Annotated in this window: 25 protein-coding genes and 1 pseudogene; 19 read left to right on the top strand and 7 right to left on the bottom strand. The window is 65.6% G+C overall.

Annotated elements, in window-relative coordinates:
- The 6 genes from QWY76_RS17740 to QWY76_RS17715 form a co-directional block, all read left to right on the top strand.
- A partial coding sequence (locus tag QWY76_RS17740) for a pyruvate kinase alpha/beta domain-containing protein (RefSeq protein WP_290312778.1) occupies positions 1-188 on the top strand: 188 nt, incomplete at its 5' end.
- Positions 189-288: 100 nt separating this feature from the next.
- Positions 289-1,023 carry a GntR family transcriptional regulator gene (locus tag QWY76_RS17735; RefSeq protein WP_290312775.1) on the top strand — a complete coding sequence of 245 codons (735 nt, stop codon included), beginning with the start codon at positions 289-291 and terminating at the stop codon, positions 1,021-1,023.
- A gap of 245 nt (positions 1,024-1,268) precedes the next feature.
- A complete protein-coding gene (gene modA / locus QWY76_RS17730; protein ID WP_290312773.1) occupies positions 1,269-2,081 on the top strand; it encodes a molybdate ABC transporter substrate-binding protein in 813 nt (270 codons plus the stop codon).
- On the top strand, positions 2,081-2,755 hold the full coding sequence (modB, locus tag QWY76_RS17725) for a molybdate ABC transporter permease subunit (RefSeq protein ID WP_290312771.1): 675 nt from the start codon (positions 2,081-2,083) through the stop codon (positions 2,753-2,755). Before modA ends, modB begins: the two co-directional genes overlap by 1 nt.
- A complete protein-coding gene (locus tag QWY76_RS17720; protein ID WP_290312769.1) occupies positions 2,745-3,890 on the top strand; it encodes an ABC transporter ATP-binding protein in 1,146 nt (381 codons plus the stop codon). Before modB ends, QWY76_RS17720 begins: the two co-directional genes overlap by 11 nt.
- On the top strand, positions 3,874-4,413 hold the full coding sequence (locus tag QWY76_RS17715) for a DUF192 domain-containing protein (RefSeq protein ID WP_290312767.1): 540 nt from the start codon (positions 3,874-3,876) through the stop codon (positions 4,411-4,413). Before QWY76_RS17720 ends, QWY76_RS17715 begins: the two co-directional genes overlap by 17 nt.
- A gap of 4 nt (positions 4,414-4,417) precedes the next feature.
- Here the strand turns inward: QWY76_RS17715 and QWY76_RS17710 are convergent, their stop codons facing one another.
- Positions 4,418-5,290, bottom strand: coding sequence for a DMT family transporter (locus QWY76_RS17710; RefSeq protein WP_290312766.1), 873 nt, complete (start codon positions 5,288-5,290; stop codon positions 4,418-4,420).
- Between the two features lie 167 nt (positions 5,291-5,457).
- Between QWY76_RS17710 and QWY76_RS17705 the strand changes: the two genes are divergently transcribed.
- Complete coding sequence (locus tag QWY76_RS17705) at positions 5,458-6,546, top strand: glycosyltransferase (RefSeq protein WP_290312764.1); 1,089 nt, start codon at positions 5,458-5,460, stop codon at positions 6,544-6,546.
- Positions 6,547-6,633: 87 nt separating this feature from the next.
- Here the strand turns inward: QWY76_RS17705 and QWY76_RS17700 are convergent, their stop codons facing one another.
- Positions 6,634-7,398, bottom strand: coding sequence for an outer membrane protein OmpK (locus QWY76_RS17700; protein ID WP_290312763.1), 765 nt, complete (start codon positions 7,396-7,398; stop codon positions 6,634-6,636).
- 323 nt (positions 7,399-7,721) lie between these two features.
- Between QWY76_RS17700 and QWY76_RS17695 the strand changes: the two genes are divergently transcribed.
- From QWY76_RS17695 to QWY76_RS17685, 3 genes are all read left to right on the top strand, one after another.
- Positions 7,722-8,732, top strand: coding sequence for a DctP family TRAP transporter solute-binding subunit (locus QWY76_RS17695; protein ID WP_290312761.1), 1,011 nt, complete (start codon positions 7,722-7,724; stop codon positions 8,730-8,732).
- A 72-nt stretch (positions 8,733-8,804) separates the two neighbouring features.
- Entirely contained in the window at positions 8,805-9,281 is a 477-nt protein-coding gene (locus QWY76_RS17690) for a TRAP transporter small permease (RefSeq protein WP_290312759.1), read from the top strand.
- A complete protein-coding gene (locus tag QWY76_RS17685; protein WP_290312756.1) occupies positions 9,271-10,566 on the top strand; it encodes a TRAP transporter large permease in 1,296 nt (431 codons plus the stop codon). The genes QWY76_RS17690 and QWY76_RS17685 overlap by 11 nt, the downstream gene beginning before the upstream one ends.
- A 42-nt stretch (positions 10,567-10,608) precedes the next feature.
- On the opposite strand, the gene QWY76_RS17680 is transcribed toward QWY76_RS17685, so the two are convergent.
- The 4 genes from QWY76_RS17680 to QWY76_RS17665 form a co-directional block, all read right to left on the bottom strand.
- Positions 10,609-11,139, bottom strand: coding sequence for a macro domain-containing protein (locus QWY76_RS17680; RefSeq protein ID WP_290312754.1), 531 nt, complete (start codon positions 11,137-11,139; stop codon positions 10,609-10,611).
- Positions 11,140-11,351: 212 nt separating this feature from the next.
- A complete protein-coding gene (locus QWY76_RS17675; protein ID WP_290312753.1) occupies positions 11,352-12,593 on the bottom strand; it encodes a nucleoside permease in 1,242 nt (413 codons plus the stop codon).
- 52 nt (positions 12,594-12,645) lie between these two features.
- Complete coding sequence (locus tag QWY76_RS17670; RefSeq protein WP_290312750.1) at positions 12,646-13,716, bottom strand: sugar phosphate isomerase/epimerase family protein; 1,071 nt, start codon at positions 13,714-13,716, stop codon at positions 12,646-12,648.
- Between the two features lie 13 nt (positions 13,717-13,729).
- Positions 13,730-14,890: a Gfo/Idh/MocA family protein gene (locus tag QWY76_RS17665; RefSeq protein WP_290312747.1), complete on the bottom strand. Its 1,161-nt coding sequence runs from the start codon at positions 14,888-14,890 to the stop codon at positions 13,730-13,732.
- Positions 14,891-15,588: 698 nt separating this feature from the next.
- On the opposite strand from QWY76_RS17665, the gene QWY76_RS17660 reads away from it, so the two are divergent.
- From QWY76_RS17660 to QWY76_RS17630, 7 genes and pseudogenes are all read left to right on the top strand, one after another.
- Complete coding sequence (locus QWY76_RS17660; protein ID WP_290312745.1) at positions 15,589-16,746, top strand: hypothetical protein; 1,158 nt, start codon at positions 15,589-15,591, stop codon at positions 16,744-16,746.
- Positions 16,740-17,231, top strand: a complete 492-nt coding sequence (locus tag QWY76_RS17655; RefSeq protein ID WP_290312743.1) for a toxin-activating lysine-acyltransferase — start codon at positions 16,740-16,742, stop codon at positions 17,229-17,231. Before QWY76_RS17660 ends, QWY76_RS17655 begins: the two co-directional genes overlap by 7 nt.
- A gap of 570 nt (positions 17,232-17,801) precedes the next feature.
- Entirely contained in the window at positions 17,802-17,978 is a 177-nt protein-coding gene (locus tag QWY76_RS17650) for a hypothetical protein (protein ID WP_290312740.1), read from the top strand.
- Positions 17,975-19,285: a M16 family metallopeptidase gene (locus QWY76_RS17645; protein ID WP_290312738.1), complete on the top strand. Its 1,311-nt coding sequence runs from the start codon at positions 17,975-17,977 to the stop codon at positions 19,283-19,285. The genes QWY76_RS17650 and QWY76_RS17645 overlap by 4 nt, the downstream gene beginning before the upstream one ends.
- Positions 19,282-20,658 (top strand): M16 family metallopeptidase, encoded by a 1,377-nt coding sequence (locus tag QWY76_RS17640; protein ID WP_290312735.1) that lies wholly within the window; start codon positions 19,282-19,284, stop codon positions 20,656-20,658. The genes QWY76_RS17645 and QWY76_RS17640 overlap by 4 nt, the downstream gene beginning before the upstream one ends.
- 19 nt (positions 20,659-20,677) lie before the next feature.
- Positions 20,678-20,948, top strand: a pseudogene (locus QWY76_RS17635) (IS481 family transposase); the annotation flags it as partial.
- A 149-nt stretch (positions 20,949-21,097) separates the two neighbouring features.
- Positions 21,098-22,102, top strand: a complete 1,005-nt coding sequence (locus QWY76_RS17630; RefSeq protein WP_290312733.1) for a LacI family DNA-binding transcriptional regulator — start codon at positions 21,098-21,100, stop codon at positions 22,100-22,102.
- Between the two features lie 44 nt (positions 22,103-22,146).
- Here the strand turns inward: QWY76_RS17630 and QWY76_RS17625 are convergent, their stop codons facing one another.
- Positions 22,147-22,971, bottom strand: a complete 825-nt coding sequence (locus QWY76_RS17625; protein ID WP_290312729.1) for a carbon-nitrogen hydrolase family protein — start codon at positions 22,969-22,971, stop codon at positions 22,147-22,149.
- Positions 22,972-23,294: 323 nt separating this feature from the next.
- Here QWY76_RS17625 and QWY76_RS17620 point away from each other — a divergent pair, with 323 nt between their 5' ends.
- Together QWY76_RS17620 and QWY76_RS17615 are read left to right on the top strand one after the other, a co-directional pair.
- Entirely contained in the window at positions 23,295-24,683 is a 1,389-nt protein-coding gene (locus tag QWY76_RS17620) for a KamA family radical SAM protein (RefSeq protein ID WP_290312727.1), read from the top strand.
- Between the two features lie 239 nt (positions 24,684-24,922).
- Positions 24,923-25,900: a TAXI family TRAP transporter solute-binding subunit gene (locus QWY76_RS17615; protein WP_290312725.1), complete on the top strand. Its 978-nt coding sequence runs from the start codon at positions 24,923-24,925 to the stop codon at positions 25,898-25,900.
- The last annotated feature ends 3 nt before the right edge of the window (positions 25,901-25,903 follow it).

Genomic DNA, 25,903 nt, shown 5'->3' with positions numbered 1-25,903 from the left:
TGCCCTTCGACACCAGCGCGATGAGCGCCACCGAGCTCAACGACCGCGCCCTGGCGCTGCTGGTGGCGCAGGGCATCGCCGAGCCGGGCGATCACGTGATCCTCACCCGCGGCGACCACATGAACGCCCACGGCGGCACCAACACCCTGAAGATCCTGGATGTGACGGCCGAACACCAGGAACGCTGAGGGAATGGCGGGCTTATTGTATACAAAAGTTTCGTCATGCTGTGGTCAGGTGGTGTAAAACATGCGATGGTTCTTCCAGAACCACGCGGAGAGACATGCCATGAACAACGCCTGGCACACGGAGATGCTGGCCGAGGGACGCGTCAGCGACCGTCGCATCGGCGACCGGGATATCGTCGACAAGGTGCGCCGAGCGGTGCTGATGCAGCGCCTGCCCCCGGGCACCAAGCTGCCCGAGGTGACCCTCGGGGAGGTGTTCGGCGTCAGCCGGTCGGTGGTGCGCAAGGCCCTGACCCGCCTGGCATCCGAGCACGTCATCGACCAGCGTCCCAACCAGGTGGCCCGGGTACGCGCCCCGAGCATCGAGGAGACCCGCGAGACCTTCGATGCGCGGCGCCTGGTCGAGGGCGAGGTGGTCGCCCTGCTCGCCGGCCGCCTGCCGGCCGAGCCCCTGGCGGCCCTGGCCGAACAGGCGCGCGGCGAGGTCTCGGCCTTCGAGCGGGGGGATGAGCCGGCGCGGATCGAGCATTCCCTGACCCTGCACCACCTGCTGGCCGAGCACTCGCCCAACCGCGTGCTGGGCGCGATGCTCACCGACCTGGTGCTGCGCACCTCCATCGTCATCGCCCTCTACAAGCGCGCCGGACTGGCCTCCTGCTATCTCGAGGGGGACCATAGCCGCCTGCTGACGCACCTGGAGGCCGGCGATGCCGAGGCGGCGCGTGGCGATATCCACGACCACCTGAACGGCCTCGAGGCGCTGCTCGACCTGAGCCCCCGGGAGGCGCGCATCGATCTCAAGTCGATCCTCGGCCGCGCCCCCGAGCAGGCCTGATCCGGATCACGACGGAGCCGGGTTTCCCCGTCGGTGCCTTTACCCTCCGTCGCGTCTGGATGACAATGCCTGCCGAGTCGTTCGGCCCGGCCGTCTTCTCGCCATGCCATGGCACGTCGCCCGCCCCGTGACCGGATCGTCGGGTCGCGGAGGTCATCCGGCAGCGGGCAGGCCGTGTCGGCCGCCTTGACAAGGCTGACCGCCTGGTCAGTATTGGGCGACACGTCATTCGAGAGGCGCGAACCATGATGCATCCCCGACGCTGGGCGGCCCGCCTGGCCTTGCTCCTGCTGCCTTGGCTGGCGCCCCTGGTGCAGGCCATGGAGGTGCCCAGCGTGGCGGCGGCCTCGTCGCTGCAGTTCGTGTTCCCCGAACTCGTCGCGGCCTACCGCGACGAGACCGGCAACGACGTCCGGGTCAACTTCGGTGCCTCGGGCAACCTGAGTCGCCAGATCCTCCAGCAGGCGCCCTTCGAACTGTTCCTCTCGGCGGACGAAGCGAACGTGCGCGTGCTCGAGGAGGCGGGCCTCACCGAAGGCGCGAGCCGGGTCTATGCCGTGGGACGGCTGGTCTGGCTGCAGGCCAGGGGGCGTGGTGCGCTGCCCTCGGCCGAGGCACCCCTGGAGGCGGTACGCGAGGCGCTCGCCGCCTTCGAGGACGGCGCGGGGCGGCCGCGGCTTGCCCTGGCCAACCCCGAGCATGCCCCCTATGGGGTGGCGGCCCGCCAGGCGCTGCGTCATGCCGGCCTCTGGGCACCCACGGCGGGCCTGCGGGTGCTGGGCGAGAACGTCTCCCAGGCGGCCCGCTTCGCCCTGGCCGACGAGGCCCGGGGTGGTCTGGTGGCCTACTCCCTGGCGCTGGCCCCGAGGGTGGCCGAGCATGCCGATCATGTGCTGATTCCCGCCGACTGGCACGCTCCGCTGGTGCAGCGCATGGCCCTGATCGACGGGGCCGGGGAGGGCGCCCGAGCCTTCTACGCCTGGCTCCAGGGGGTGCAGGCGCGGGCGATCCTCGCGCGCCGTGGCTTCCAGCCTCCGGCGCGGGATGACGCCTCCTGATGGATTGGCCGGCGCTGTGGGTGTCGCTGCGCCTGGCGGCGTTGACCAGCCTGCTGCTGATCCCGCTGGGCCTGTGGCTGGGGCGCGCCCTGGCGCTGGCCCGCTTTCGCGCCCGTCCCCTCTGCGAGGCCCTGGTGGCGCTGCCGCTGGTCATGCCGCCCACGGTGCTGGGCTTCTACCTGATGCAGAGCTTCGGCCAGCAGGCGCCCTTCGGGGCCGTCTGGGCCTCGCTTACCGGCACGACCCTCAACTTCACCTTCAGCGGCATCCTGCTGGCCTCCCTGGTGGCCAACCTGCCCTTCGCCGTACAGCCCATCCAGCGGGCCTTCGAGGCCATTCCCGCCAACCTGCGCGAGGCCGCCTGGTGCTGCGGCCTCTCGCCCTGGCAGACCCTGTGGCGCATCGAGCTGCCGCTGGTATGGCCCGGGCTGGTCTCGGCGCTGGCGCTGACCTTCGCCCATACCCTGGGGGAGTTCGGGGTGATCCTGATGGTGGGCGGGGCCATCGATGGCGAGACCCGCACGCTCGCCATCGCCATCTACGACCGCGTCCAGGCCTTCGACGAGCAGGGCGCGGCACTGATGTCGGCCATGCTGCTGCTGGTGTCCTTCATGACCATCGGCGTGGTCTACGGGCTCAGCGGGCGCAGCAGGAGGCGACGGCATGGACACTGAGACCGGCGACCTGACGGTGCGGGTCACCCAGGCGGGGCCGATCCCGCTCGACGCCGCCTTCCGTTGCGCGCCCGGCGAGCTGCTGGCGCTGGTGGGTCCCTCGGGCAGCGGCAAGACGACGCTGCTGCGCGCCATCGCCGGTCTCTACCGGCCGGCCGAGGGCGACATCCGGTGTGCCGGCGAGACCTGGTTCGCCTCGGCCGGCCAGCGCTGGACGCGACCGCAGCAGCGCCGGGTGGGGCTGGTGTTCCAGGACTACGCGCTGTTTCCCCATCTCGACGCCCGGGCCAACGTCATGGTGGCGCTCGGCCAGTTGCCCGTCGCCGAGCGCCGCCCGGTGGCGGAGGCCTGGCTGGCGCGGGTGCGCCTGGAGGGATTGGGCGGCCGACTGCCCGGCGAACTGTCCGGCGGCCAGCGCCAGCGTGTCGCCCTGGCCCGGGCGCTGGCCCGCCAGCCGCGCGTCCTGTTGCTCGACGAGCCCTTCTCGGCGGTGGACCAGGTCACGCGGCGGCGCCTGCAGCGGGAGCTGGCATTGCTGCGCGAGGAGATCCGCATTCCCATCGTGCTGGTCACCCACGACCTCGACGAGGCCGCCGCCCTGGCCGACCGGCTGTGCGTGCTGCATGCCGGTCGCAGCCTGCAGCAGGCCCCCGCCGAGGCGCTGTTCCGGCGGCCGGCTTCCCCCGAGGTGGCGCGCCTGCTGGATCGCCACAACGTCTTCGCCGGCACCGTGGTGGCGGACGAGGCGGGCCGGCGACGGCTGCAGTGGGGGCCCTGGCGGCTCGAGGTGGCCGAGGGGCTGGAGGGGCTGTCCCCGGGGCAACGCCTGGCCTGGTACCTGCCGAATTCCGACATCGTCCTGCATCGCCGCGGCCGGCCGTCCCGCGGGGAGCGGGAGAACCCGGTCACCGGCCGGGTCAGCGAGATGGCGATCCTGGGGGGCATGGCGTCCGTGGCGCTGGCCTTCGATCACTGCGACGATACCCTGCGTTTCGAGATCGCCACCCATGCCGCCCGCCGCAACGGCCTGGCCCGGGGCGAGACCGCGACCGTGTCGCTGCTGGCCTCCGGCATCCACCTGATGCCTCAGGCCAGCCTGTCCAGAGAGGAGCCTGCCCATGCCCGAGATGCCTGACCCGACCCGCCGCCGCCTGCTGCAGGCACTGCTGCTGCTGCCCACCGCGGCGCTCTGGGGAGCGCCGGCCCTGGCGCAGGAGCCGCGCCTGCCGAGTGTGCCGGTGACCCTGCATGGGGAGGCGGGCCCGCTTCGCCTGAGGGCGGAGGTGGCGCGCAGCCTCGCCGAGCGCGGCCGGGGCCTGATGGAGCGCGAGCACCTGCCCCCCGACGCCGGCATGTTGTTCCTCTACGAGCGGACCCAGCCCTCGCGCAACGGCTTCTGGATGTATCGCACCCGCATCCCGCTGGATATCGCCTTCATCGACGAGACCGGGCGAATCCTCGAGATCCAGCGCATGGAGCCCTGCATGGCCGAGGCGGCCCGGGACTGTCCGGTGACCCGGCCGGGCGCCGCCTATCGGGCCGCCCTGGAGGTCAATGCCGGCTACTTCGAGGAGAAGGGCGTCAGGCCGGGCGACTGCGTCAGCTGGCCCGGCGATGGCGGCGAGTGTCGCCGCGCCGGCATGGCGGCGGATGGCTGAGGGATCAGGACGACGCCTCGGCGGGTGTCCTGCGGGGGCCCAGGCGCAGCACGATCAGCGCGATACCGGCCACCACCAGCCCGCCGCCGACCAGCTTGTGCGGCCCCAGGCCATCGCCGAGCAGCATGACCCCGAGGCCCACGGCCAGCACCGGCACCAGCAGCACCATGGGCACCACCCGGTTGACCGGGTGGCGGCGCAGCAGGCCGTACCAGACGCCGTAGGCGAGGATCGACGACATCACCGCCGTGTAGAAGACCGCGCCCCAGCCCGCCCAGCCGGCCTCGGCCAGGGCCACGACCTGGCCCTGCTCGAACCACCAGGAGCCCAGCGCCACCTGGGGCGTGGCGAACAGCGCCACCCAGCCCGCCAGTGCCATGGGCGGGACATTGGGGCCCTGCTTGATCAACAGCTGGGAGATGGCCCAGCCCAGGGCGCTCACCAGCAGCAGCGCGGTGGGCAGCGGCGCCGGCAGCGTCGGGCCGCCGGCCAGCACGACGATGCCGGCGAAGGACAGCACCAGGCCGGCCAGCCGACGCGGGCCCAGCCGTTCCTTGAGGAACAGCACCGCCAGCAGGGTGGCGAAGGGCGTGCCCATCTGGACCAGCAGCGCTCCCGTGCCGGCCTCGGCCTGTTCCAGGCCGATGAACAGCATGGCGAAGTGCAGGGTGCCGAAGGTCAGCGACAGCAGCGCCAGGAAGGGCAGCTGGTGGCGGGCCACCGGGTGGAAGGGCACCAGCAGTGCGGCCACCAGCAGGAAGCGCAGGGTGGTCAGCAGCAGCGGCGGCAGTTCCGCCACGCCGAGCTTGATGACGATGATGTTCAACGCCCAGATGGCGACGACGCCGAGGCCCAGGGCCAGATCCCGTAATGGCAAGATGCATCCTTGATCGATCGCGAGAAGAGGGCGCCAGCATAGCAAAAGATGGCCGCCGGGGGCCGCGCGGTGTTGCGGGGCGGACGCCGCGGGCCGATCACCGTCGGGCTGGCCGGCGCGGTGGGTTACCATGGGCGGCTGTGGCATGAGCAGAGGAGTGGAGTGGCATGCAAAGAGTGCTTTTCGTGATCGATCAGCTGGCCAGTGGCGGGGCGCCCCGCTCGGTGCTCAAGCTGACCCGGGCCATGCTGGCCCAGGGCGTGTCGGTCACCCTGATCGCCCTGTCCGAGCGCCTGGGCCTGGACGTGCCCGAGGGCGCCGAGGTCAGGGTGGTGCCCTTCACGCCACGCGGACGGCGCGAGAAGCTGCATCGCTACCGGCTGCATGCGCGCCGGCTGGATGCCTTCCTCGCCGAGTACGAGGCGTCCTTCGACCTGGTGGTGGCCAACCTGCACCAGGCGCATCAGGTCGTCAGTCGTTCCTGCCTGGCGGATCGGGCCTGGTTGTGCATTCGCTCCGATCCCCGCCAGGAACTGCTCTCCAACAAGCAGGGCTGGCGACGCCGGATCAAGCGACGCAAGGTGTGCCGGCTGTATGGCAACAAGCGGCTGATCGTGCTCTCGGAGACCAACCGACATTCCCTGGCCTCGATCGGCTGCCGCCCGCTTGAGGTCCAGGTGATTCCCAATGTCATGGAACTGGAGCGCCTGCAGGGCCTGATGCGGGAACCCATCGCCGAGCCGCAATGGGCCGAGCGGGACTTCTGTCTCTACGTGGGCCGGCTGGCCATGACGCAGAAACGCCTCGACCGGCTGCTGAGAGGCTACCTGGCCAGCGGTACCGACCTGCCGCTGGTGCTGATCGGCGATGGCGACCGGGCGAGTGTCGAGCGCGAGATCCGCGACCTGGGGCTCGAGGACCGGGTCACCCTGCTGGGCGCGCGTGCCAATCCCTACCCCTACATGCGCCGGGCGCGCCTGCTGATGCTGTCCTCGGACTACGAGGGCCTGCCCAACGTGCTGCTGGAGGCCCTGGCCTGCGGGACCCCCGTGGTCAGCACCGACTGTCTCTCGGGGCCGTCGGACATCCTGCAGGGCGAGCTCCGGCGCGGGCTGGTGCCCCTCGACGATGTCGAGGCCTTCGGCGCCGCGGTGAGCGACCTGCTGGCCGATCCCCCGGCGATCCCGGCGACGATCGTCGAGCCCTATTCCCCCGCGAGCATCGTGGCGCGCTACCGCGCCCTGGGCGACGGCTGACCCCGGGGCCGCGAGGCCGGGTCGGCGCCGTGGCAAGAAGAGGGGAGAGCGACAGGGGCGGCCGAGGCCGCCCCTGTCGCGTGCGGGTCAGAAGGTCCAGCGCAGCATGGCCTGGGGGAACGACTCGTCGGTGTCCTCGAGGCCGAACTTGTTCTCCCAGTGCTGGTACTCCAGGCCGATGCCGAGGTTGTCGGTGGCATGCCAGACCAGCTGGGGCTGGGTCAGCAGCTGCGCCTCCAGGTCGCCCTCCTCGGTGATGTAGTCGACGAAGCCCTCGAAGGAAAAGTCCGCCCCGCCGAGCTGGAAGGGCAGGTTCCAGGCCGCGGTGTACTGCGCCGAACTGCCGTCGGCGGCGGCGCTCTCGTCGTTGCGATACATCGCGTAGACCTTGAAGAAGCGGAAGCCGGGCACCGCCAGGTCGGCGGAGAGGCCCGCCAGGTGGGTGGTCTTGCGGGTCGCCGCGTTGCGGTCCAGATCCAGCTGGCCGGTCACGTAGAGCTCGGTCACCGGGCCGAAGGCCAGATCGAGGCCGGTAGCCTTGCCGATATTGCCGCGCAGGTTCCATTCGGCATGGGTGCTGCCGAAGTCCTGCTCGTCCTCGTGGCCCTGGTCCAGGTTGGTGAAGTCGGCGAAGAAGAAGCTGTCGCCGTAGGTCCAGCCCGTGGCATTGGCGACGGTGAGGATGGCGTGCTCCTCGGTGTCGATGGGGAAGCCGGCGCCGGCCTCGGCTTCATAGTCCCAGCCGTAGAGCGCCTCGACCTTGGTGGTGCTGTAGAGGGCGGCACTGGCGCCCTGGGCGAGCAGCAGGGAGGCGGCGGCGGTGGCGAGGACGAGGGTGGTCTTGGTGCGCATCTTGTTCTCCGATGTTGTTGTCGTTGGAGGCGGCCGACGTCCCGAGGCTGGCCCGGACGCGGCGCGGGACCGGGCGGTGTTGCCTCGAGTTTGTACACAATGGGCGTTGTCGAGTGTTCCCATTTTCATCGGCCGTACACATTTATAGAGACTGATGTGCACTGTTTCAATAGTTGTTTGTATACATTTGTGGTGGAGGAACGGCGCCAATCGGGGCAGGGCGCCGCTCCCCTTGTGGAGGCCGGTGCCTTGCATGCATATTCGAGTGTTACGAATAACCGATAACCCGAATGCCGCGTCCACGCGGCCACCAAGGACACGCCATGCCGACGATGCGCTCCCTGCCCCGACTCGCCGCCACCCTGGCCGGCGCCGCCCTGCTGACCTCGGCGCTGACCGCCCAGGCCCGCGAGCTGTCCGTTTCCAGCGTGCTCCCCGACGCCTTCCCCTGGGGCCAGGCCGCCCAGAAGTGGGCCGATCTGGTGGAGGCGCGCTCCGACGGTGAGCTGACGCTGCGCGTCTACCCCAATGCCCAACTGGTCAGCGGCGACCAGACCCGGGAGTTCTCGGCCATGCGCTCCGGGCTGATCGATCTCGCGGTGGGCTCGACCATCAACTGGTCGCCCCAGGTGCCGGCGCTGAACCTCTTCTCGCTGCCCTTCTTCCTGCCCGACGAGGCCGCCGTCGACGCGGTCACCGGCGGCGAGGCCGGCGAGATGATCTTCTCCGCCATCGAGGACAAGGGGGTGGTGCCGCTGGCCTGGGGCGAGAACGGCTTCCGCCAGCTGTCCAATTCCCGCCTCGACATCGACGAGCCGGCCGACCTCGACGGGCTGAAGATCCGGGTGGTGGGCTCGCCGCTCTTCCAGGACACCTTCACCGCCCTGGGCGCCAACCCCACCCAGATGAGCTGGGCCGATGCCAAGCCGGCACTGACCACCGGCGCCGTGGATGGCCAGGAGAACCCGCTGTCGGTGTTCGACGTGGCGCGCATCGATCAGGTCGGTCAGACCCACCTGACGCGGTGGAACTACATGAACGACCCGCTGGTGTTCGCCGCCAACCGTCAGGTGTGGGACTCGCTCTCCGAGGCGCAGCGCGAGATGCTGCGCGAGACGGCCATCGAGGCGGGCGCCTGGGAGATCGCCAAGACCCGCGCCGAGGAGGCCGATCGCCTGGCGGCGATCCGCGAGCGCGGCGTCACCGTCACCGAGCTTTCCGAGGCGCAGCACCGGGCCTTCGTCGAGGCCACCGAGCGCGTTCACGACGACTGGGTGCCGCGCATCGGCGAGTCGATCGTCGAGGCGGCCCGCCGCGACATCGCCACGCCCTGAGGCCCCCTGCCCACGCGCGCCCGGCCCGGCCGGGCGCCGTCGTCTTTCCCCTACCGCTCAAGATCCCTCGTCATGAAACGTCCCGATGCAAGAGGCGAGCGCGTGCTCGCGACCCTGGCGATCCTGGTCATCGGCCTGATCAGCCTGGCCAACGTGGTGGTGCGCTATATCACCGACGCCTCCTTCGCCTTCACCGAGGAGTTCTCGGTGTTCCTGCTGGTGCTGCTGACCTTCGCCGGGGCCTCGGTGGCGCTGCGGCGAAATCGCCATATCCGCATCGGACTGCTGGAGCGGGCCCTGCCGCCGGGGCCGCGGCGCGCGCTGATTCTCTTCCAGGGCCTGTGTGGCCTGGTCGTACTGGGGCTGATGACCTGGTTCGGCGCCAAGCTCGCCTGGCAGGAGTACCAGTGGGAGACGCTGTCGCCGGGCCTGGGGCTGCCCCAGTGGTGGTATCTGGTGTGGCTGCCGCTGCTGGCCGGGCTGATGCTGTGGCGCCAGTGCCAGCAGACCCTCGACCGGCTGCGCGGAGGGCTCGACGATGAGTCCTGACCTGTGGATGCTGCTGGCCTTCGCCGGCCTGTTGATCGCCGGGGTGCCGGTGGCCTTCTCGCTGGGGCTGGCCGGGGCCGCGGGCATCGTCGCCGGGCTGTCGCCCGCGATGCTGGCGACGCTGGGCACCAACACCTACAACAGCGTTGCCAAGTACCCGCTGATCGCCATTCCGCTGTTCATCCTCACCGGGCTGATCTTCGAGCGCGCGGGGGTGGCGGCGCGCCTGGTGCGCTTCGCCCAGGCGCTGATCGGTCCGCGCCACGGCGGCCTGGCGCTGGTGGCGGTGCTGGTGTGCATGATCATGGGCGGCATGAGCGGCTCCGGCCCCGCCGATGCGGCGGCCGTGGCCATGGTGATGCTGCCCAGCATGACCCGCGCCGGCTACCCGCGGCCCTTCTCGGCGACGCTGATCGCGGCCTCCGCCTCCACGGCGATCCTGATCCCGCCGTCGGTGGCGCTGATCCTGTATTCCATCGTGGTGCCGGGGGTGGACCTGCGCGCGCTGTTCGCCGCCGGCCTGTTCCCGGGGATGCTGGCCGGGGCGGCGCTGCTGGTGCCGGCCTGGGGGCTGTCACGACACTACCGCTGGGAGGCGCCGGAGGAGCTCGCCCGACCGCCGCTCGGGGCGAGCTTTCGCCAGGCCATCCCGGCGCTGTTCGCCCCGGTGCTGATCCTGGGGGGGCTGCGCAGCGGGCTCTTCACGCCCACCGAGGCGGCGGTGGTGGCGGTGACCTATGGCGTGATCGTGGGCCTGTGGCTGACCCGCGAGCTCGGCTGGCGCGACCTCTGGCAGCTGTTCGGCGAGGCGGCGGTGATTTCCGGCGTGGTGATGCTGATCATCTCGCTGGCCGGCATCTTCGCCTGGGCCGGCACCCTGCTGGGCACCTTCCGCCACCTGGCCGAGGGGGTGATCGGGCTGTCCGACGACGGCACCCTGTTGCTGCTGCTGATCATGCTGGCGGTGCTGGTGGCCGGCATGCTGCTCGATGCCATCTCCATCTACCTGATCATGATGCCGATCCTGGTGCCGGTGATGCAGCACTTCGGCTGGAATCCCGTCTGGTTCGGCATCCTGATGGCGATGAACATCGCCATCGGCCAGTTCACGCCGCCGGTGGCGGTCAACCTGATGGTCACCACCGAGGTGGCCCGGGTGCGCCTGGAGCAGACCCTGGGCTGGGCGCTGGTGTTCGTGGTCGCCATGGCCGCCGCCCTGGCCCTGGTGGTGGCCTTCCCGGCCATCGCCCTGTGGTTGCCCGGGGTGCTCGGCTATAACGTCTAGGCCCGCGGGAGGGCGGGGCCCCTCCGGTCAGGCGGCTCGCCGCTAGCCGGCGCCATCCTCGAGGCTGGCCAGGGTACGGCGATGCAGCTCGGCGCTCTCGGCATCGAACAGCACGAAGCGCACCCGGCGCACCGACGGACAGTCGGGGAGGGTCTCCATCACCGTGGCGAGCGCGATGCGGGCGGCCTCGGCGGCCGGGTAGCCGAAGGCGCCGGTGGACAGCGCCGGAAAGGCGAGGCTCTCGATGCCGTGCCGTTCGGCCAGCTGCAGGGCGTGGCGATAACAGGCGGCAAGCAGCGCGTCCGATGGCTCGTCGACGCCGTAGACCGGGCCCAGGCAGTGGATCACATGGCGGTTGGGCAGGCCGAAGGCCTCGGTGACCACGGCCTGCCCCGGCTGGAGGGGGGCCAGGGGGCGGCCCGCCTCGGCCAGCTCGGGACCGGCGGCCCGGTGCAGGGCACCGGCCACGCCGCCGCCGGGGCGCAGCTGGGCGTTGGCCGCGTTGACCACGGCGACCATGTCGTCCTGGCGGGCGATATCGCCCTGGCGGCACTCGATGATAGGGGTCGTCATGATAGCCTCCGCGCTGCAGGGGTAGCGTCTCTCCCTCCAGTTTGGCGGCGGCTGCCGCCGAGTGGCAAGCTGAGGCACCCCGACAGGGTCCCGACGGTTGCAAAGGCCTCGTCAAGGTGGGCTCGGCAGGCTGGCCCTCGCATGGCGCGCCAGGCGCGAAACGACCGACGCCCGCGGGCGGGTGCCGGTCGTGATGGAAGGGAGGAGGAGACTCAGGCCCGGGAGGCCCTCTCCGCGTCGGTGGCGTGCGAGCGGCGCTCGCGGAAGGCGATCAGGAACAACGCCAGCACCGCGAGGGCGAACACCGCCGGCAACAGCCAGATGCCCTGCCAGTCGTGGCCGCCGCCGGCCAGCGAATAGTGGTCGGTAACCCGGCCCGCGATCCAGAAGCCGATCAGCATGCCGACGCCGTAGGTGGCCAGGGTGATCATGCCCTGAGCGGCGCTCTTGAACCGCGCGCCGGCCTTGGCGTCGGTGTAGATCTGCCCGGTGACGAAGAAGAAGTCATAGCAGATGCCGTGCAGCGCGATGCCCAGCAGCAGCAGGTAGAGCTGTCCCTCGGCGTCGCCGAAGGCGAACATCGCGTAGCGCAGCGCCCAGGCCAGCATGCCGATCAGCAGCGTCTTCTTGATGCCGAAGCGGCCGATGAACAGCGGCAGCAGCAGCATGAACAGCACCTCGGAGGCCTGCCCCAGGGTCATCTTGCCGGTGGGGTTGGCCACGCCGACCTCGGCCAGGAAGGGGTTGGCGTTCTGGTAGTAGAAGGCCAACGGAATGCAGGTCAGCACCGAGGCGACGAAGAAGATCGCGTAGTTGCGGTCCTTGAGCAGCGCCAGGGCGTCCAGGCCGAGCACATCGCGCAGGCCGGTCTTGCCGCTGGCCCTGGGTGGCGTGGCGGGCAGGGTGAAGCTGTACGCGCCGAGTGCCAATGAGGCGATCGCGCCCATCAGGAAGGTGTTGCGCAAAAGGCCCGCGTCGATGCCGGCGGCCGAGTCCCAGGCGAACACGTAGCTGATGCCGAGCCCGGCGACGATCCAGCCGAGGGTGCCCCAGACGCGGATGGGCGCGAACTCCGTGGTCGGGTCGCGCAACTGGTGGAACGAGACCGAGTTCACCAGCGCCAGCGTCGGCATGTAGAGGATCATGTACGCCAGCACCAGCGGGTAGAAGGCCGCGAAGTCCTCGGCCAGGTAGAGCCCGGCCATCAGCGCCGCGCCGAGCAGGTGCAGCACCCCGAGCAGGCGCTCGGCGTGGAAGTAGCGGTCGGCGATCAGGCCGATGATGAAGGGTGCGATGATGGCGCCCCAGGACTGGGTGGCGAAGGCCATCCCGATCTGGCCGCCGCTGGCCTCCAGGTTGCTGGCCAGGAAGGTGCCCAGGGTGACGAACCAGCCGCCCCAGATGAAGAACTGCAGGAACATCATCAGGCTCAAGCGCGTGCGTAGCAGAGACATGGCGATTTCCTTCGTGTGAGGCTTGTTGTCGTGGCCCTGTCAGGAGAGGTCTCTAGCGGTCCAGGCCCAGGATGCGGCGATTGCGCGCCGGGCTGGTTTCCTGGCCGGCGAAGTCGTCGAAGGCGCGGCCGGCGCGGGTTATCAGGTGCTCGGCGATGAAGGGCGCGCCCTCGGCGGCGCCCTGGGCGGCGTCCTTCAGGCAGCACTCCCATTCGAGCACCGCCCAACCGTCGAAACCGTACTGGGTCAGGCGGCTGAAGATGCCCTTGAAGTCGACCTGGCCGTCGCCCAGCGAGCGGAAGCAACCGGGGCGCTCGACCCAGCCCTGATAGCCGCCGTAGACGCCGCTGCGCGCGTCGGGCGTGAACTCGGCGTCCTTGACGTGGAACATGCCGATGCGCGCGTGGTAGCGGTCGATGAAGCCCAGGTAGTCGAGCTGCTGCAGCAGCAGGTGACTCGGGTCATAGAGGATCTTGGCCCGCGGATGATGATCCACGACCTCGAGGAAGCGCTCGAAGGAGGCGCCGTCGTGGAGGTCCTCGCCAGGGTGGATCTCGTAGCACAGGTCGACACCGGCCTCCTCGAAGGCGTCGAGGATCGGCCGCCAGCGCCGGCCTAGCTCGGCGAAGCCTTCCTCGACCAGCCCGGCGGGGCGCTGCGGCCAGGGGTAGAAGAAGGGCCACAGCAGGGCGCCGGAGAAGGTGGCGTGGGCCTTGAGGCCGAGCCGCCGGCTGGCCTTGGCCGCCAGCTTGAGCTGGGCGATGGCCCACTCGGTGCGGGCCTCGGGATCGCCGTGCAGCCCGGCCGGGGCGAAGCCGTCGAACAGCTCGTCGAAGGCCGGGTGCACCGCCACCAGCTGGCCCTGCAGGTGGGTGGAGAGCTCGCTGATCTCGACGCCGGCCGCGGCGCAGCGGGCCTTGAGCTCGTCGCAATAGGCCTGGCTCTCGGCGGCGCGCTCGAGGTCGATGAAGCGCGGATCGTGGGTCGGCACCTGGAGGCCGCGGTAGCCCTGCTCGGCGGCCCAGCGGGCGATGGCGTCGAGGCCGTCGAAGGGCGCCTCGTCGCCGATGAACTGGGCGAGGAAGATGGCCGGGCCGCGGATGCCGGAGGGGGTGTCGCTCATGGCAGGCTCCCGTTCAGTCGGTGGAGGGTAGGGGGGTCCAGCGGCTGCCGCCGGCCTGGCTCTGGGTGACCGCCTCGATGAAGGCCATGCCGCGCAGCCCCGAGGCCATGCCGGGCACGCCGGCGATGTCGCCGCGGTCGCCGCGCCGGATCGCCGCAGCCACGTCGCGATACAGATTGCCCAGGGCCTCGAGATAGCCCTCGGGGTGGCCGCCGGGCAGGCGCAGCCGCGTCATGGCCTCGTCGACCAGCTCGGGCTGGTCGATGCCGGCGCGCAGCACGCGCATCGGGGCGTTTCGCGAGCGGTGGATCAGGCTGTTGGGCTCCATCTGGCGCCATTCCAGGGCGCCGTCCTCGCCGTAGAGGCGCAGCTTCAGCGCGTTCTCCTCGCCGGTGCTGACCTGGCTGGCGATCAGGGTGCCGCTGGCGCCCTCGGCGGTGCGCAGCAGCACGTCGCCGTCGTCGTCCAGGCGACGCCCGTCGACGTGGCTGCCGAGCGAGGCGCACAGGGTCTCGACGCGCTGGCCGGAGACGAACTCGGCCAGGCCGAAGGCGTGGGTGCCGATATCGGCCATGCAGCCGCTGGGCCCGGCCAGGGCAGGATCGGTGCGCCAGCCGGCCTGCTTGTTGCCCTGGGCCTCGAGGGTCTCGCCGAGCCAGCCCTGGGGATACTCGACGTGGATCTTGCGCAGCCGGCCGAGCGTGCCGGCTTCGACCATGGCGCGGGCCTGCCACACCATCGGATAGCCCAGGTAGGTGTGGGCCAGGCCATACAGGCCGCGGTGCTCGCGCCAGGCGGCTTCGAGCCCGCGGGCCTCGTCCAGCGACAGCGCGGCGGGCTTCTCGCAGAAGACGTGGAAGCCGGCGGCGAGCGCGGCCTCGGCGATCGGCACGTGCAGGTGGTTGGGGGTGACGATCACCAGCAGCTGCATGCGCTGGTCGGCGGGCAGGGCGCGTTCACCGTCCAGCAGGCGCTGCCAGTCGGCATACCGGCGCTCCTCGGGGAGGCCGCAGGCGGTGCCGGTGCGGGCGTTGTTGTCGGCATCGCGGCTGAAGGCGCCACAGACCAGCTCGAAGTGGCCGTCGAGGTTGGCGGCCAGGCGATGGACCTGGCCGATGAAGGCGCCTTCGCCGCCGCCGACCATGCCCAGGCGGAGTCTTGGGGTGGAGGACATCGATAGCTCTCGAAGTGATGGGTGATGAGGCAATGTAACCGGTTACATCCGGATTTCGACAAAAATAGAGATTCGGTGTCTGTGCGGTCAATCCGACCAAGGGCTATGCGACCAATGTCTTGGCGTATCGGTGATATCCAGCGGCGTGTCGCCATCACTGGGCTGCGGAGCGTTGGGGCCCTGGCGCTCCATCGCTTGGTCGGGTTGTCGTCCGTCATCCGGTCGTCATGATGGCTGCACTATAGTCTGTGCGGCTCGGAAGGGGGGCACTCCATGACGGCCTTGGCCTGACATCACGAGGTCGCTGACCCTGCGCGCAGCAAGATGATCGGCGGAGTCCCACGGCCGACGAAGGTGGCCGCGTCTCGGCCGATGATTGATTTCACAATGTCATGAAAATGGAAGATCCAGTCCATATAGGGAATAAATCTGTCGGCCATGCGGAATGACCACAGCAGATCCCATTGGTAAAGCCCCACGAGGCCCGTCGTAGAGCGGTTGCTCGCGCGTTCTTCCTGTGCGGGAGGAGGAGCAAGCCGCCCACCCGCAAATTTTTATGGATCGACTTCTTGAGCATCTATTATATTAGTGCTAGCTTTTGAAATTGTTGTTTACCTAGCTGGGTGGATAAACAAAAGCAAAAACATCAGCTTGTCAATTTGTATCTCATTTATTCAAGGACGAGTAAAGGAGAGAGAATGCACACAAGTGTCGAGTGGCTTGCGCTTCATGGATTGAGCGCCTCCCAAGTACAAGGCGTGATCTGCGATTGTTTTACTGACAATCTTGAAATCCCTCCCCCCTCGCACTCTCTCTTTCACAGTAGAGTGGCAGTTGCTGATCAAGATCATTCGATGAGTGCATTGAAATTTCAATGTGAGTGTTACAGGGATATTGTTGTTCCTGCTTTCGTAGTGGCGTTCGCCAACAAAAGCGAAATAGAACACCTCCTGTCCAAAAATGTTGAACATCAAAGCCTTAGCAGCCGGGGCGTTGTTCCCCATACCGTTGATAAAGGTCGAGGTGATCCACCGACCATCTTAATGAATTGGAACGGTCGAGTTGAAGACCTGATGTGCCTTGCACACGAAACAACTCACGCATTACAGATACTACTATCGAACCACGAAACGATGCCGCCGGTTGGACGTGAAACCTGTGCGTTTATAGGCGAGTTGCTTCTCCTCGATCACGTTAAGGAGCATTTGCCTGATCTGTATCCTGCATTAGTGGATGTATGGTATGGCGAGAACGACTTTTATTTGGGGAGTTGTGTCGACGCGCTGGAGGATTCCCTGAACCATCCGGATATTTCTTATCACTATTACCAAAACTACCCACTCGCGCGTTTGGCTGCCATGCAAATGTATTGCAGTGGGCAAAAGGATTGGCTTTTTAGTTTTCTTTCAAGTGGTCGAGATGCCATGGTATATCTACCTATAGATGCCTTGGCCAAAAGTGCCGTGGATATTAGGAATTCCTTTCCACCCTTGTTGCAGCCTGATGCTGCATGGCCTGCAGTCGATGCGTATCGAAGCCTGGGTGTTATGGCGCTGCTTGATATTGGCTATGGCCAGAATGAATTTAGAGCGAATATTGGCGATTATTATCTGGAGCTTCTAAAACATCTAGAAAATTGCACCGCCTTTATTGCACTGGACAATGAGCGGAAGCCAGTGGGATACGCAACATGGATGCGTTCAGATGTAGATAATAATGTGACGATTACTCGCCAGACTGCCCTATTGGGGCAACGCTTTAATATGCGATGGGCGCTTAAGCAGTACATCAGCACGTCGAAAGGTGTTAAAGCTAGTTACACGCGAAACGCTTCCAAGGAGATGCTTATATGGTAAGCGTTGACGACTATACAAGCCTCGGTTATGTGCTCGAACTACTGGCCCAGTCTGAATGCCATCGGCAATTTGAACTGGGCGACTATTTCTGCACGGAAATTTTACCTCCACTTTCCTGCAATCAGGTGCGTTTTTATGTAACTCCTGAGGGTTGGCCAACAGCTATGTTGACTTGGGCTTGGCTCTCGGAGCAAGTTGAGCGTGATGTGCATGCCACTGGGCGTGCGTTAGGCAAGGAAGAGTGGGCTAGCGGTGACCGATTGTTTTTTAACGATTGGGTAACGCCTTACGGAAATATAAGAGAAGTACTCCACGATATGACGCATCATCATTTTCCCAACGAGGTTGCCACTAGCTTGCGCCGCCGCCATGATGGCTCGGTGCATAGCATCAATCGGTGGACGGGGGTGAATTTTCGTCGAAAGAAAAGAGGGACTTCAAAGTTCTCCCATCAGCGGTACGAGGGAGTGAGTGGAAAGGTGTAGTGGTCTCTCCACTCAGTGCAGCCGCTGGGTATCCAAACCCAGTAAATCACGACAGCGGCGACGATGACATATCCGACCCGCAACCAGAAGGAGATGAAAGATGAAAGATATTTATCAGACATCTATGACTGACCTATATAGCACGACTAGCTTCGGAGGTGCGGGTGCCGGTAGTAGCAGTAGTAGGAGCAGGTATAGCAGTAGACCTTATGGCGGCCCAGGTGGTGGGAGTGATCCAGGTAACCAAGGTGGAAATAACGCTCCTCGCATCGGACCGCCATCGCCGGCACAGCGAACAGTCGGGCGTATTGCCGTTTCAACAGCGATAGGTGGATATGCTGGTGGTACACGGGCAGCTGTTGGCGCAGCGATTGGTGGAGGTTTTGATGCATTTGACGGTGGCGGCGCAGATAGATAATTAATTTCTTAGCCAAACATGCCAAGGGAGAGGGGCACCTCTCTCGTCTATCTAGCAATTAGGAAGTGCTGCCCTCCACACCGCAGCGGTTGGGTCGGTTCTTCTAACCGAAAGATAACCAATTGATTAATGGTTTCCTAGCCGGAGGTTAAATGAGTTTAAATATAAGTGGTGGATTGAAGGCTGCTTTGTTCTGTACGTTATTTTTCATGTTGCTTGATTATAAAAATGGCGAACAGGTTTTATCTTTAGAGAATTTTGTAATTTTTTTGATAGTGTGCTCAACATATGTGGCTCTTGGCTTTTTGGGGAAATGGTTTAATAAATGAAAGATATGAGGGAGGTGCTAAGAGGACGATTATGGGTGGTTTTCATTGTCGCTCTGGCTATGCTCTTCTGGATTCTTAATGTCTTTTTTTCAAGTCAGGAGCGCAGCGTCTATATCCAAAGCACCGAGGACAGGGAAGTTCAAGCCCATGTCATTATCGAGCACGGAGCCTCGGCACCTGGACTTGCACATTATGTCGAACATCTTGCTTGGTTAAACACGATGGGTGCCAAACAGCGCGGTGCAGACCGGCATTCGAATGCCTGGACGAGCCCTTATGCCGTTGGCTATTGGCTTTCCGGTAAGCCCGCAGAGCTGGACGAAATATTGCAAACCCTTTCGGGGCTTTTTGATCCTCTTGAGGTTCCGGTGGCGTTTGCTGACGCAGAGCGGGATATCATTTTGCGCGAATATGAATCACACATGGTCGATAAGCCGGATGCACAAGCGGCTGAAGCGATGAATGCGTTTCTCTATGCTGATAATTCCATGGCGTCCTCGGTGATTGGCACGCCAGACGACATCAGCACACTGGATTATGACGAAGCTCGCGCGCTGCACGAGGCTACCCATCAGCCGGATAATGCCACCCTGGTGGTGACCGGTGGTGTAAGCGAGCGGCAGGTTAGTCGAGCGTTGCAAGGAGTTGGCTGGCCTGAGTTGGAAAAAGAGAATGCTGATATCGCGCCGCCAATCTTTGAGCTCGCCTCACCAGCCAAGACGATGCTGCGCTATCCCCAGGCGAGTGCATCTCCGCGTTTGACCTTGCGAAAGGTAGTCGCGCTGCCCGAGCCTGTACCGTTCGATCTGCTTGAGGCGCACACAACGCTGTTGCGGGATATCCTCGATACCAACTTGCCGGGAGGGTTAGCTGGCCCCTTGCGCTTTGATGCCACCATTGCACGCCGTTTTGATGTGCGAGTCTGGCCAATCGACGAGCGTCATATTGAGTTAAGCTTTACCGCCGCTCCTGACCGTGAAGTGTCACTGATCGATATGGGAGACGCATTCGAGGAAACACTTGCTGAGATCGCAGCCGCAGGTATTCCTGAAGAGACCTATAACCGTGTTTTCAACCGTCTTGAACATTTTTGGCCTGACTGGGATGACAGCGATGAAAGTGCACGCTGGATGGCTGACTATGTCCTTGACCGAGTCGCAGCACTTCGCAAACCACTGCAATTATCTGATGTGAAGCGCCTCAAGCGCAACCTTTCTCACCAAACGATCAATACCTTACTCAACGAAATAGCCGGGGAAGGGCGAACTGCCGTTGCTTTCATCGGCCCCGAGGAGAGATTCGAATGATTCGACTCATTCCACTGGCTGCCGTCATTGTCAGCCTTGCTGCTTGTACTTCGGAAGAAAGCAATGAAGGCACTCCTTCTGCCAGCAGCGAAGTCAGCCCTGGTGGGATTCCTTACACGTTGATTCATGTGCCTGAAGGAGATGATGTTGCTATTCATGTGGCTTGGCCTACTGACTGGGCCTACCGGGAGGATACCAATAAGGCGGCGGCGCTGGTTGGCGCCGAATTGATGCTTGCCGGTGGTGCTCAGGGGTACCCGGCAGGAGAGGTAGGCGAGCGCTTGGCTGACCTGAATGCGGATGGCAGTCTCTACGGTTTGGCTAGCGACCATATCGTGGGTGAACTGGTCTTTGAGCGTGATGCCATCAGCGAAGTGGTCGAAATTGCCAATGCCCACTTGCGTGAGCCGTTGTTGGATCAGGCATGGTTGAATCGAATCAGCGATGGTGTTGAGCAGAACGTTACTGAAGAACGTTCGCAACCTGCTGCTGCTGGGTTCGAGGCGGCTCGCTGGGCGGTATTCGGTGAGCAGCCCTTGCGTAATGCGTTATCGCTGTACGAGTTGGATGCGTTTGAAGAACTTGCACGAGATGACATCCTTGCTTGGCATGCCGAGACGTTTACGCTTACCCCTGAAGCGGTCACGGTGGCAGGTGAAATAGATACTAAGGCAGCTGGTCTGGCGCTTGATTCGTTATTCGAAGGGCTGCCGGAGAAAGGTCGGAGTATGACAAGGGACGTTGCTCCGGACTTTAAGCCGCGACGTATTCTACTTCATATGCCTGAAGCTGAAGTTTCGAGCATTGCCTTCATGGCGCCAGTTCCACCCACCCGGCAAGGAGGGGAGGTTGAAGATGTATTATTAATCAATGCACTTGGAGGGGATGATCAAAGTGTATTGTTCAACGCAATGCGAACGAATCTTCGTGCAAGCTATTCTTTTGGAGCGGGGATGGATAATTTTACTCGTGATCACCGGATTATCGTCATGGCTGGGGAGGTAGATACGAGTAAGATGGCAGATGCCGAGAGCGTCGTTCGCGAGGCGTATAGTAAGTTCCAGAAAACCGGGCTGGAGGACGATGTTGCCGAGCGAAAAGCACCATTGAATGCCTATTTGTCTGAAATCAATGACTTCGTGATTGATCTTGCGGGTGTCGAGTTACACAACACACTTGACGGCGGAGATCCTGGTCGCGTGCAAAATAGTATGGACGAGCTTGAAGCGGTTACCGCGGTTTCGTTAAGTGAGCGGTTAAATGATGCCTTCCCCAAGATAGATGAATTCACCGTCATAGCGGTTTCGCCAGAGGCTGACTCCTTGCCCGATGCCTGTGTTATCACTACACCACGTGAGGCAGTTGATTGCTGATGATTGGCAGGGCTGCTGACACAGCACGGTCGCGCGACTCCTGGCGCGTGGGGGGCTGAACCGTCTGGCAGCCCTCGAGCCTGCCCGGCCCGACAATCGCTACGAGCATGATGCGCCGGGGGAGCTCCTGTACCTGGACATCAAGAAACTCGGCCGCTTCGCGCGCCCGGACATCGGGTCACCGGCGATCGCCAGCAGGCCACGCCTGGCGCGGGGGGGAGTAGGTTCATATCGCGATCGACGATCACTCGCGGGTGGTCTTCGGCACTCGCTACCCCGATGAAACTGGCTGGATCACGATGCGGAAGTGAGTTGTCGCAACAGCTGGGTGAGGGAACTCCAAGGGGGCCACTGAACTCGCCAGGCGTATGCGATAAGCTGTGACTTCCGCCGAGTCGCTCCGGGCGCGGCGGAGCGTGTGGGGTCGAGATGAGGACACATGTCCAATATACGCAAGGTCGCCGAGTTGGCGGGAGTCTCCGTGGCGACGGTATCGCGGACCCTGAAGTCGCCGGATATCGTGTCGCCGGCGACACGCGAGAGGGTGCGTCAAGCCGTGGAGACGGCGGGCTATCGACCCAACCAGATGGCGGTGCAGTTCCGCTCCAGGCGTAGCAACAACCTCGCGGTGCTGGTGCCGACCATCGCCAATACCTTCTTCGCCCGGGTCATTGGCGGCATCCAGCAGGCGGCCCAGGCGCAAGGATACGGCGTGTTGTTGTGCAACACGCTGGGCCGGGAGGAGCTCGAAATCCAGTATGCCGGCATGGTGGCCGGCCGCCAGGCCGACGGGGTCATCCAGCTGCGCGCCTTCAACCCATTTCCCGCCGATGCCGTCGAGCCGGGCCGGCCGTTGCCCATGGTCAACGCCTGCGAGGTGCTCGACGACGCCCCCTGCCCGACGCTCAGGATCGACAACCGGGCGGCGGCGCGTACCCTCACCGAGCACCTGATCGCGCTGGGCCACCGGCGGATCGCGATGATTCAGGGCCCGCGGCGTAGCCCCCTGACGCGTGACCGGGTGGCAGGGTACCGCGATGCCCTCGAGGCTGCCGGCATCCCGTCCAGCGACGACCTGCTGTACCCCGGAGACTTCACGCCGCGGGCGGGGTATGACGCGGCGGGAGCCCTGCTGGCGCGGGACCTGCGCCCCACGGCGGTCTTCTGCGAGAGCGATGAGATGGCCATAGGGGCCATCAGTCGCCTCAAGCAGGCCGGGTTCGCCGTGCCCGGAGATGTCTCGGTGGCGGGATTCGACGATATTGATTTCGCCTCCTATAGCGACCCGCCCCTGACCACCATCGCCCAGCCTGCCGAGGAATTCGGGCAGCGAGCGGTCGACATGCTGATCGATATCCTGGAGGCGCGCGGTGACGTCGAACCGCGGGTCGTGCTGCCACACGAGCTGGTCATCCGCGACAGCACCGCGCCCCCCGGTGGCTGACGTCGGGGCGCGATCGCCTCGCGGTGTCGCTGATGGGGCATCACTCAGTCTGGTGTCCAGGTCCGCAGGGAGGCAAGGTCGTCACGGCGGTCCTGGGCCAGGGGCAGCCGCCTGCGAGCATCGTCCAGGGCCGTGCGGTCCAGGTGCAGCCAGCGCAGCGTTTGCTCGGCGCCGAACGCCGTGACCGGGTGCTGCTCGTCGACCAGCGGCGGGCAGAGGAGGGAATGGCCCCAGGCCTCGCCGGCCCGGTTCAGGCTCAGCCAGTAGCACTGGTTCTCCATGGCCCGGGCGATGACGAAGGCGTGCCAGCTGGCGAAGGAGAAGTCCCGGGTGAAGGCCACCGGATGCAGCATCAACTCGACCCCGAGCTCGGCCATCCGTCGGGCGAGTTCGGGGAAGCGCAGGTCATAGCAGATCATCACCCCCAGGCGCCAGCCGGCGATCTCGGTGACCAGCAGGTGCTGGCCCGGCGTGAAGTGGGCGGCCTCCGCCGAGGCGCCGAACTGGGCGCAATGCAGCTTGTCGTAGACCCCGGCGAGGTCCCCGTCGGGACCCAGCAGCAGCTGGCTGATATGGCGACGATCACCGTCCCGCCGCGCCACGCCCACGGCGATGTGGCAGCCGAGCTCGCGGGCCAGCTCGGCGAAGGTCCCGGTCACCGGCCCCCGACCGTCATCGTCGAGGTCGTGCAGGCAGGCGAAGGCACCGTTGCCGTATTCCTGGGCGGAGAGTTCCGGCAGCACGATCAGGTCCGGTACCCGCTCCCGACAGGCCGCCCGCAGGCGGCGGCACAGCGCGCGCAGGTGGGTGAGCTGATCGTCGCGGCAGCGGGTACGCGGAATGGCGATCTGGCAAGCCAGCAGGTTCATGGCGGCGTCTCCGGCGCAACGGGTCCGTCAGGGTGTCCTTCCAGCGTATCGCGGTTGGTGCCGGCGCGAGGCCTCGCGTCACCTCCCCGTCTCGCCGAGCGCGGCCCGGCCGAGGTGTCCCGGCTGTGCGGGGCCTGAACGATTAGTTGCGAAACGGCGATGTTTCCGCGACATTCGTTGCAATTGTGCGCAAATACTTGCAACTCCTCCTCTCGCGCTGTACCACTACCAGCCCCTTGCCCAGGCCACGGCACGCCCCCGTGATGGGGCACGCGATGGGACGCATCCCGCGCCGGCCGTGACAGAACAACGGAGGAGATGGCATGAATCAGCGTGTGACCCTGGAACCCGGCGATCCCCGTGCCGAAGCCTTCGAGGCCCGGCAGTTCAAGGTCTATACCCATCGCCAGCTCGACAAGATCGAGGCGCTCGAGCAACTGCCCGAGGCGCTGCGCTTCGACATGCGGGTGGTCAGCCAGGTGCTGCCGTTTCGCGTCAACGAGTACGTGATCGACGAGCTGATCGACTGGGACCGGGTACCCGACGACCCGGTCTTCCAGCTCACCTTTCCCCAGCGCGGCATGCTCAAGCCGGACCATTACGACGAGGTCGCCGCGCTGATGGCCCGGGAGGCCTCGCCCGCCGAGCTCAAGCCGGTGATCGAGCGCATCCGCGAGGAGCTCAATCCCCATCCCGCCGGCCAGATGGATCTCAACCTGCCGCTGCTGGATGGCGAGCCGCTGCCCGGCATGCAGCACAAGTACCGCGAGACGGTGCTGTTCTTCCCCAGCCAGGGGCAGGTCTGCCACAGCTACTGCACCTTCTGCTTCCGCTGGGCCCAGTTCGTCGGCGACAAGGACCTCAAGTTCGCCTCCGGCGAAGCGACGGCGCTGCATCGCTATCTGGCCGAGCACACCGAGGTCACCGACCTGCTGATGACCGGCGGCGATCCCATGGTGATGAAGGCCAAGCACCTGCGCCAGTACCTGGAAGGCCTGATGACCCCGGCGCTGGATCATGTGCAGGACATTCGCATCGGCACCAAGAGCCTGACCTTCTGGCCCTATCGCTTCGTCACCGACCCCGACGCCGAGGATATCCTGCAGCTGTTCGGGGAGTTGGTGGCTGCCGGCAAGCATGTCGCCTTCATGGCGCACTTCAACCACTGGCGCGAGATGGACACGCCGATCTGCCGCGAGGCGATCCGGCGCATCCGGGCCACCGGGGCGGAGATCCGCACCCAGGCGCCGTTGCTCAAGCACATCAACGACGATGCCGAGCAGTGGGCACGCATGTGGACCACCCAGGTGCGTCTGGGGATGGTCCCCTACTACCTGTTCGTGGAACGCGATACCGGTGCTCGTCACTACTTCGAGGTGCCGCTGGTCAAGGCGTGGGAGATCTATCGCGAGGCGATGAAGCGGGTGCCGGGCCTGGCGCGGACCGCCCGCGGGCCTTCCATGTCGGCCGATCCGGGCAAGGTGGAGATCCAGGGCGTGACCGAGATCCATGGCGAGAAGGTGTTCGTGTTGCGCTTCATCCAGGGCCGCGACGCGGACTGGGTGCAGCGGCCCTTCTTCGCCAGGTACGACGAGGCGGCCACCTGGCTCAACCACCTGGAACCGGCGCTGGGCGAGGAGGCCTTCTTCTATGAGGCCGAGTTCGCGGCCATTAAGGACGCCAAGCAGGCGCTGATCACCAAGGCCTCCTGAGGCGACCGCGACGACCCCCGCTCCCGGGCCCGGCTGACATGCCGGGCCCGGGCCGTCCGGGCGGCGGGAAAATTAACGCGCCTTAAACGTTGGCGGCAACTAGACTGACACGGAAAGAAAAATTCCTCATCAGACAGACGTTTCTTCGCTAAAGTAGAAGAGTACGGTTCGGCCGCAGGCGGTCGCTGACGATGGACCGTCGCCCGAACGCTATGCCCAACATGTCAAGAGGTGTGTCAATGAAACGCCATGCTTTCTCCGCCGCCGCCTTCTCCGGGGCTCTGCTCGGCGCCGCGGTGTTCTCCACGCCGGTCGTGGCCCAGCAACAGTTCATCACCATCGGCACCGGCGGACAGACCGGGGTCTACTATGTGGTCGGCCAGTCGGTCTGCCGCCTGGTCAACCGCCTCGAGGATGCCGACATCAAGTGCAACGCGCCGTCCACCGGTGGCTCCGTGGCCAACGTCAATGGCATCAAGTCCGGCGAGCTGGACATGGGCGTGGTGCAATCCGACGTGCAGTACCAGGCCTACAACGGCACCGGCAACTTCGAGGGCGAGCCCTACGAGGATCTGCGCGCCGTCTTTCGCGTGCATGGCGAGCCCTTGACCCTGCTGGCCCGTGCCGACGCCGGCATCGAGTCCCTCGACGACCTGGAGGGCAAGCGCGTCAACATCGGCAACCCCGGCTCCGGCCAGCGCAACACCATGGAAGTGGTGATGGACGCCAAGGGCTGGACCGAGGACTCCTTCGCGCTGGCCTCCCAGCTGGATGCCGCCGAACAGGCCGCGGCGCTCGCCGACAACAACGTCGATGCCATGGTCTACGTGGTCGGCCACCCCAATGGTTCCATCCAGGAGGCGACCACCACCGTCGATGCCCGGCTGATCCCGCTGAACGGCGAGGCGATCGACGGCATCGTCGAGGAGCATCCCTACTACTCCAAGTCGGTCATCCCCGGCGGTCTCTACAAGGGCAACCCGGATGACGTCGAGACCTTCGGGGTCGCCGCGACCTTCGTCACCGATGCCGATACCGACGAGGAGGTGGTCTACCAGACCGTCAAGGCGATCTTCGACAACTTCGATCGCTTCAAGCGCCTGCACCCGGCCTTCGAGAACCTCGATCCGCAGGAGATGGTGACCTCCGGTCTGTCCGCCCCGCTTCACGAGGGGGCCGCGCGCTACTATCGCGAACAGGGCTGGATCGACGAGTGATCC

The organism is Halomonas maura (assembly GCF_030409305.1).
Classification (GTDB): domain Bacteria; phylum Pseudomonadota; class Gammaproteobacteria; order Pseudomonadales; family Halomonadaceae; genus Halomonas; species Halomonas maura.
Note: the sequence above shows the minus strand (reverse complement) of the source record. Positions and strands in the feature narration are given on the sequence as shown.

Coding starts and splice junctions, on each gene's coding strand:
- QWY76_RS17735 (WP_290312775.1), top strand. CDS start 289: ATGAACAACGCCTGGCACACGGAGATGCTGGCCGAGGGACGCGTCAGC.
- modA (WP_290312773.1), top strand. CDS start 1,269: ATGATGCATCCCCGACGCTGGGCGGCCCGCCTGGCCTTGCTCCTGCTG.
- modB (WP_290312771.1), top strand. CDS start 2,081: ATGGATTGGCCGGCGCTGTGGGTGTCGCTGCGCCTGGCGGCGTTGACC.
- QWY76_RS17720 (WP_290312769.1), top strand. CDS start 2,745: ATGGACACTGAGACCGGCGACCTGACGGTGCGGGTCACCCAGGCGGGG.
- QWY76_RS17715 (WP_290312767.1), top strand. CDS start 3,874: ATGCCCGAGATGCCTGACCCGACCCGCCGCCGCCTGCTGCAGGCACTG.
- QWY76_RS17705 (WP_290312764.1), top strand. CDS start 5,458: ATGCAAAGAGTGCTTTTCGTGATCGATCAGCTGGCCAGTGGCGGGGCG.
- QWY76_RS17700 (WP_290312763.1), bottom strand. CDS start 7,398: ATGCGCACCAAGACCACCCTCGTCCTCGCCACCGCCGCCGCCTCCCTG.
- QWY76_RS17695 (WP_290312761.1), top strand. CDS start 7,722: ATGCCGACGATGCGCTCCCTGCCCCGACTCGCCGCCACCCTGGCCGGC.
- QWY76_RS17690 (WP_290312759.1), top strand. CDS start 8,805: ATGAAACGTCCCGATGCAAGAGGCGAGCGCGTGCTCGCGACCCTGGCG.
- QWY76_RS17685 (WP_290312756.1), top strand. CDS start 9,271: ATGAGTCCTGACCTGTGGATGCTGCTGGCCTTCGCCGGCCTGTTGATC.
- QWY76_RS17680 (WP_290312754.1), bottom strand. CDS start 11,139: ATGACGACCCCTATCATCGAGTGCCGCCAGGGCGATATCGCCCGCCAG.
- QWY76_RS17675 (WP_290312753.1), bottom strand. CDS start 12,593: ATGTCTCTGCTACGCACGCGCTTGAGCCTGATGATGTTCCTGCAGTTC.
- QWY76_RS17670 (WP_290312750.1), bottom strand. CDS start 13,716: ATGAGCGACACCCCCTCCGGCATCCGCGGCCCGGCCATCTTCCTCGCC.
- QWY76_RS17665 (WP_290312747.1), bottom strand. CDS start 14,890: ATGTCCTCCACCCCAAGACTCCGCCTGGGCATGGTCGGCGGCGGCGAA.
- QWY76_RS17660 (WP_290312745.1), top strand. CDS start 15,589: ATGCACACAAGTGTCGAGTGGCTTGCGCTTCATGGATTGAGCGCCTCC.
- QWY76_RS17655 (WP_290312743.1), top strand. CDS start 16,740: ATGGTAAGCGTTGACGACTATACAAGCCTCGGTTATGTGCTCGAACTA.
- QWY76_RS17650 (WP_290312740.1), top strand. CDS start 17,802: ATGAGTTTAAATATAAGTGGTGGATTGAAGGCTGCTTTGTTCTGTACG.
- QWY76_RS17645 (WP_290312738.1), top strand. CDS start 17,975: ATGAAAGATATGAGGGAGGTGCTAAGAGGACGATTATGGGTGGTTTTC.
- QWY76_RS17640 (WP_290312735.1), top strand. CDS start 19,282: ATGATTCGACTCATTCCACTGGCTGCCGTCATTGTCAGCCTTGCTGCT.
- QWY76_RS17630 (WP_290312733.1), top strand. CDS start 21,098: ATGTCCAATATACGCAAGGTCGCCGAGTTGGCGGGAGTCTCCGTGGCG.
- QWY76_RS17625 (WP_290312729.1), bottom strand. CDS start 22,971: ATGAACCTGCTGGCTTGCCAGATCGCCATTCCGCGTACCCGCTGCCGC.
- QWY76_RS17620 (WP_290312727.1), top strand. CDS start 23,295: ATGAATCAGCGTGTGACCCTGGAACCCGGCGATCCCCGTGCCGAAGCC.
- QWY76_RS17615 (WP_290312725.1), top strand. CDS start 24,923: ATGAAACGCCATGCTTTCTCCGCCGCCGCCTTCTCCGGGGCTCTGCTC.